We start from the raw sequence: 6,025 nt of genomic DNA, 5'->3' as shown, positions 1-6,025 counted from the left end.
AATGATTGTCCTTTTCTTGCCATAAAAAAATCCCCTCCAGATAAAACAGTATTGAGTCCATCATATCAGATGGACTCTTTTTTACTGTCTACCTATAGGGGATAATACCAGCTCTACTATGGGGAGATCCTCTTTTTTATTTATCATATATAAATTAGGTTTAATGGTGAAAAGAGGAGGCTATGAATGATTTTTGGTTTGGAAAAAATATTCTTGATAGAAAAACAATATAGTGTTATATTTAAATTTAATGATGTGTTATTTTAAAATGGATTTTTGACATGCTATAGATTTATTTCAAGATGTCGATTTTGGGAAAACAGAAGGTAAGGTATTAGGTAAAGAGACATAGTGTTTATAACGAGCGTTAATCCTGTATTATAATTTAGGAGAAATATATCAAGTAAGGAGTTTTTTTATGCCGAAATGGGCTAAGTGGATTGCCTTGTTTGTGATTTTTATCTGTAGTATTTTAACTATCGACGCTCTTGTTGGTAGCAAAAAAGGTATAAAAGCCATTACAGCAGCAGTTGAGGAATTAACCGCAGATGAAAAAAATATAGGAAATCAAAAAGAAGTAAAGCAAGGAGCCAAAACAAGTAATTATAAACATTTAGACAAGCAGCATTATGCGTGGGTAATGGATGATTATTTAAAGGACCTATCTGATGTGGCAAACCGATTTAGCATTTTAGAGGCTGATGCAGAAATTAAGGGTACTATAAACAAATCATGGGTTTCAGATGTAGGCGATGTTTTCTATAAAATGTCTTATCTCATCTCTAGTGTACGATATGTAGAACCCCCAACAGAATTAAAGGGTCTACATTCATCTATTTTAAAGGCGATGGATAACTTGCAATTTGTTATAGACAACTATGGAGATGCTGCGAGCCAAACCGATTTAGCAAAATTAGGCAAATGTTTAAAATCGTTAAGAATTGCTAGGGATACAATAGACGAGGCGCTTAGTGAATTATCCACTTACGAATAATTATCATAAAAACCAATTAGTATTACATAACATACTCAAAAGTATATATAAGGTTTGGCGTTTTCTTTGCGGTTAAGGAAACAGTAATCTCAAAGGTTTCAATTCTAATGCTTGGTACATGAAAGAGGATAACAAGTAAGGAATGGAAGGTGAAAGATCAAAGCTTTTGAGTTCATGGACAAGGCTGGCATGAAGAAAGTAACATTTTACAAGGAAATGAGGGAATACGAGGAAATTAAATCATTAAAATTATATAAACAGATGTTATACTTTTAGTGTTTGACAATGCAACCACAGCCAGTAGAGAGGATATAGTAGTCTGTGTAGTAACGAAAACAAAACTTATGTTAAGTATTAGCGGACATTCATTTTAAGGGTTATTACGTATATTAGTGGACATGTTATGATGTCCACTAATGTTTATAGCGTGATTTGGTTCCATTGTGTTACACAAAGGCCATCATCACCATACTGAATAAAGTGAACAAAATATAGATTTGATTCATAAGTCGGAGGAAGGCACCTTAGGGTGTCTTTATATTTTGGATTTTTTTAGAGAATATTTGAAATATAATACAACGAACTATATTATTGTTTGTATATGATTTTAAATAATTCTGAAATGTGACAGGGGGAAACAACAATGAAATTAGGAAAATTAGTATTAATTGGAGTGTTAACATTTAGTGGGTTTACTGCAGTAGAAATGAGTAAGCCTACCTCACAAGCAGCTGCAGCTTACTCAGATCTACTTAATGATGATTGGGGATTCAAAACCATTATGGATTTACAAAATTCAGAGGAAAGTACATACCAACCTGATTGGAAGATTGGAAATTTAATAACTGGTGATACATTTTACTTAACACAGCACTTTGGTAGGGAACATTTTGGTGCGCAAATGAAAATTTATAAAATCCACACAAATGGTACCCTAGAACGATTCCAAACAATAGAACCAGAATTTATTCCTGGAACAGAAATTTGGCAAACACCTATTACAGATAGCTATACAAGTGGTAATTATGTCGCTGTAATTAAATATCGTGGTGAATTCACGTATTCAAATCAATTTACAATCAATTAAGGATGTAAACACATTAGAAAAAGGCACTTGAAAGAGGGCTTTTATAATTTCTCAATAAATGCAACTAATTAACGTGGTAAAATAATATTTGGATTAGAGTCCAATACATATTATTAAAATTAAAGTGGTTCAAGTTGGAAGAAGGCACCTTAGGTGTCTTTTTTATGCATAAAAAATCCTCATCTTCCTATAGAAAAGATAAGGCCTTTATATATTATTTATTATCCGATTCATCAGTTTTATTATAAACACATTTAGCTTCTCCAAAAAGACCACCGGTGTCCCATTCTCCACCATAATGAGCACAATTTAAAGGTGTACGATCGTTTCGCATACTTGGATTTTTAGGTGATTCATAGCCATCATTTATAATACTACCAACAATATATATCCCTCCAATTACAAATACCACGGCAACAATTAATAGTGTCTTCCCATTAGGACCAGTAACAATGTCGTTTACAACTTCTTTTGATTCTTGCTGAGTTTCACCTTTTGAAAATAATGAAAGAATAATAGATATGATAAATATGAAAAATAGCACAATTATAAATATCATTACTTATGACTCCCTACTATATGTATACTATTAATTTCCTTATACGTTTTAAGCTAAGGTATCTGAAATCATAATGATAATAAATATATCCCCCCGATTAAAAGTGCCGCAGCAACAATTAATATTATTACTCCATCCGGACTATTAAGAATTTCTTTTATATGTTTTTTTGCTATTTGCTTAGTTTCTCCACTTGAAAAGAGATAAACAATAGAATGGAGAATTAGTAAGAAAAATGCCGTAATTACCTCTAACATGGCTTATGTACCTCCTAATATATATGTACCTTTAATTATCCAGTAATTTTCTTGCACCTTGTATCAGCCTGAGTAACTGGAATGCTTAGTTCAATAAAAGCCAAATGATAAAAATTACTCCTATAACTGCTCCAGTTCCAAAAAAACCTACCAACATTTTTCCCTCAGGACCATTAATAAGCTCTTTTAAAACTTCTTTTGCTATTCGCTGACCTTTACCACTTAAAACTATCGAAAGAATAAAGAATATTACCACTAATACAAATGAAGAAACTATTAACTCCATGACTTATGTACCTCCCCAATATATGTACGCTATTCATTAACCAATAATTGCCTTATATATTATATCAGCTAGGGTACATAAAGATATATCAAATTATTTATATAAAACATTTTATTAATAGATATCGCATTACTATAGGAGGGCTCAAGTCGGAAGAAGGCATCTTAGGGTGTCTTTTCTTTGGTCCATTACATTCATTGTTTACTCATTGATTTTTTATGTTCATTTGTTATAATTATTACTACAGTAGTATTACAGTAATACCTTGGGTATATAATAAAAGAAGAGATGCTCGATACATCTCTTCTGGTAACTGTTGCCGTAAGGCGGGTAGTTACTAAATAAAGTTATTTTCCTTTTCTAGAACTTCCCTTTTGCTTCCGACGGCGTAGGGAGGTTCTTTTACGTTTTTTGCTAATTTTACTCATCAGTTTGTTTCCATAACCGGTAACAAGAATTGTCAAAAATACTTTCAACAAATCCTGTAGCAAAGACAGTAAATATTCCATCATAGGAGTCACCTCCTTTCCCTCTATATAAAAAAGAGAAAGGACAGCAACCAACCACCCTACGTCATACAGTTAAATCTATTTTATCATAATAGTACAATCTCACCAATATAAACAAGACCACCATTATTGATAGGCTTTTTAGGTAGATTTATAACTATTAATTAATATATATATATTCGCCTTATGATTTTTATCATAACCTACTACATGGCATATGTTTTTTGTACCAAGCTTTGTTAATGCATTTCGCCTTCGTAGGTGTTGAAGGTTTAGAACTATCCTTTAGTATAGTCATATCATTAGAACATCCTGCGGTATTTAGACAGAATGTAGCTAATAAACACGATAGTAATAATTTATTCATATAATCACTTCTAGTTCTTTAATAGTTAACATTTTTTCATGAAATAAGTTTCTTACTAATTTTACATTATATTAAAGCTCAGAAAATATTCTTATACTCATAAGTTATTACATTTGAGCTAGTGAGATTTTGTTAATAATAAAAGTGATTCTAGTCGAAGCAAGGCATTTAATTGCTGATAAAGGTAAAACTGCTAGTTATCTAATTCTCTCAGTCATTATGTATTTGATCTATTTAATACATGAACTAATAGCAGAAAATGAACGGAAAGGTACATATAGCTAATAATGTAGGGCCAATCCACATGGCCATGTTTAAAAAATCAATATAAACTATGTGAATTCTTTCTTCCAAAGAATTCGATATCTACAGAAAGGGATTTAAGGTTATTGTAAGGTAAATGAAAGTTACCTGAAAGAATCTCAGTTTAATATAAAATTATGAATTATCACAGGAGGGATGAAATAATTTTATATTAAACTGAGAATAGGTTTAGTAACTTCCATAATTTTGTTGAGTACAAATGGTATTGCTGATGCATCTACTAACAGCGTACATGTAAAAAATGAAATGATATCTAAGAGCACAAAAAAGTGCAGTGACTGTTGGCGTGTTGGTCAATCTAGAACAGAAGATGGAGTTGCAGCAAAGCATACAACAATAGATGGAGAAAAAGTTGTCAAATATACAGTACAGGGCAATGGAAAGGTTAGAATGGATGTCATTGGTAAAGGATTTGCTGAAATTAAAGTAACTAGGGAGAATGGGAAAAGTGTATATTATCAGTTTGAGGTAATTTAATTAGTAATCAAATATAGGTTTTCATTTTAGAACGTTGCCTTCCTATAATTAGGAAGGCTTTTATTATTACATAAATAGGATAAAATAATAGTTCGCTAAATTGGCTAGGAACATAACTAAAAATGTCAGAGGAAATTTAGTAAATTGTTTCACATGAATCATCTTCTCTTGTTTGGATTAATACATATTAAAGTTTATTCTTTGCTTTTCTTTTATAAGAAAAAATAATGTATTTTTTCATTTTATTTTAAGGAGTATTTTGTTTGCTTAGCATAATAGCAATGTGGTGTCCCACTTATCATTATGACATTTGCACTGGCTATGGCTAAAAATGAATATAATAAGATTTTCTATGTAAAAGAAAAAATCTTAATTAGTTAAATTAGAATTATTTCTATAATTTAGATAGATGAGATGAATAGGTAGTTTAATTAGTTGACTATTTGAGCTGCATATTGTTCTAAATTTGCGAGTGGCTCCCAAAAAGAAGGAATTGTGGACGTACCACATGATAAAGTGAGAAGCTTTAAAATGTTTACCTTCGTCTAAATACAAGTTATACATACATATATTGATCTTATTAAGGTATATATTACACATAATATTATGTTAAAGGTGGCGAATTGTATCATGAAAGATTTTGTTCTCGAAAAAGAAAACATTATTCGTAAATATGGTGAATGGACCGCTTATGATATTAAATTAACGGATACTCTATATACAAGAGATATTCGACAACCAAATCCTGCATTAAAAAAAATTGTGACAATGATTCAAGATATCACACAATGTGATTTTAAAAATCTTCGAATCTTAGATTTAGCTTGTTTAGAGGGGCATTACGCTATTGAGTTTGCTATGCAAGGAGCAACTGTTGTAGGGATAGAAGGAAGAGAATCAAACATACAAAAAGCTATATTCGCTAAAGATTTATTAAGGTTGGAAAACTTAACCTTTTATCAAGATGATGTAAGAAATTTAAGTGCTGAAAAATATGGTCATTTTGATATTGTTTTATGCTCTGGTATTTTATATCATTTAGACTGCTCAGATGTATTCCCCTCGTATATTAATATTTAAGCCCTATCTCAGGCTTAGTTTTACTCTCTAATAAGAGTCCAGTAATAAAGAAAATACTTGGACGTCTCAAGATATTTCTAGATAA

7 protein-coding genes and 1 pseudogene are annotated in these 6,025 nt (G+C 31.0%); 4 read left to right on the top strand and 4 right to left on the bottom strand.

What is annotated here, in order from left to right:
• Positions 1 to 418: 418 nt before the first annotated feature.
• Together MR168_RS31930 and MR168_RS31925 are read left to right on the top strand one after the other, a co-directional pair.
• Positions 419 to 994, top strand: coding sequence for a hypothetical protein (locus MR168_RS31930; RefSeq protein ID WP_086411728.1), 576 nt, complete (start codon positions 419 to 421; stop codon positions 992 to 994).
• 643 nt (positions 995 to 1,637) lie between these two features.
• Positions 1,638 to 2,081 (top strand): DUF5065 family protein, encoded by a 444-nt coding sequence (locus MR168_RS31925; protein WP_086411729.1) that lies wholly within the window; start codon positions 1,638 to 1,640, stop codon positions 2,079 to 2,081.
• Positions 2,082 to 2,295: 214 nt separating this feature from the next.
• Here MR168_RS31925 and MR168_RS31920 read toward each other — a convergent pair whose 3' ends face one another.
• The 4 genes from MR168_RS31920 to MR168_RS31905 form a co-directional block, all read right to left on the bottom strand.
• Positions 2,296 to 2,640: a hypothetical protein gene (locus MR168_RS31920; RefSeq protein ID WP_086411730.1), complete on the bottom strand. Its 345-nt coding sequence runs from the start codon at positions 2,638 to 2,640 to the stop codon at positions 2,296 to 2,298.
• A 68-nt stretch (positions 2,641 to 2,708) separates the two neighbouring features.
• Positions 2,709 to 2,897 carry a hypothetical protein gene (locus MR168_RS31915; protein ID WP_000895161.1) on the bottom strand — a complete coding sequence of 63 codons (189 nt, stop codon included), beginning with the start codon at positions 2,895 to 2,897 and terminating at the stop codon, positions 2,709 to 2,711.
• 85 nt (positions 2,898 to 2,982) lie between these two features.
• Positions 2,983 to 3,183: a hypothetical protein gene (locus MR168_RS31910; RefSeq protein WP_086411731.1), complete on the bottom strand. Its 201-nt coding sequence runs from the start codon at positions 3,181 to 3,183 to the stop codon at positions 2,983 to 2,985.
• Between the two features lie 347 nt (positions 3,184 to 3,530).
• Positions 3,531 to 3,695: a hypothetical protein gene (locus MR168_RS31905; protein ID WP_242291745.1), complete on the bottom strand. Its 165-nt coding sequence runs from the start codon at positions 3,693 to 3,695 to the stop codon at positions 3,531 to 3,533.
• A gap of 874 nt (positions 3,696 to 4,569) precedes the next feature.
• On the opposite strand from MR168_RS31905, the gene MR168_RS31900 reads away from it, so the two are divergent.
• Positions 4,570 to 4,860 carry a hypothetical protein gene (locus MR168_RS31900; RefSeq protein WP_228497362.1) on the top strand — a complete coding sequence of 97 codons (291 nt, stop codon included), beginning with the start codon at positions 4,570 to 4,572 and terminating at the stop codon, positions 4,858 to 4,860.
• A 630-nt stretch (positions 4,861 to 5,490) separates the two neighbouring features.
• Positions 5,491 to 5,922: pseudogene (locus tag MR168_RS31895) on the top strand (class I SAM-dependent methyltransferase); the annotation flags it as partial.
• Positions 5,923 to 6,025 lie beyond the last annotated feature (103 nt).

The organism is Bacillus cereus group sp. BfR-BA-01356 (assembly GCF_022663635.1).
Lineage (GTDB): Bacteria > Bacillota > Bacilli > Bacillales > Bacillaceae_G > Bacillus_A > Bacillus_A cereus.
The sequence above is the reverse complement of the archived record's forward strand: the minus strand, read 5'-3'. Positions and strand labels throughout refer to the sequence as shown.

What these genes read in the sequence shown, in the direction of transcription:
- MR168_RS31930 (WP_086411728.1), top strand. Translation starts at nt 419, where the DNA reads ATGCCGAAATGGGCTAAGTGGATTGCCTTGTTTGTGATTTTTATCTGT.
- MR168_RS31925 (WP_086411729.1), top strand. Translation starts at nt 1,638, where the DNA reads ATGAAATTAGGAAAATTAGTATTAATTGGAGTGTTAACATTTAGTGGG.
- MR168_RS31920 (WP_086411730.1), bottom strand. Translation starts at nt 2,640, where the DNA reads ATGATATTTATAATTGTGCTATTTTTCATATTTATCATATCTATTATT.
- MR168_RS31915 (WP_000895161.1), bottom strand. Translation starts at nt 2,897, where the DNA reads ATGTTAGAGGTAATTACGGCATTTTTCTTACTAATTCTCCATTCTATT.
- MR168_RS31910 (WP_086411731.1), bottom strand. Translation starts at nt 3,183, where the DNA reads ATGGAGTTAATAGTTTCTTCATTTGTATTAGTGGTAATATTCTTTATT.
- MR168_RS31905 (WP_242291745.1), bottom strand. Translation starts at nt 3,695, where the DNA reads ATGATGGAATATTTACTGTCTTTGCTACAGGATTTGTTGAAAGTATTT.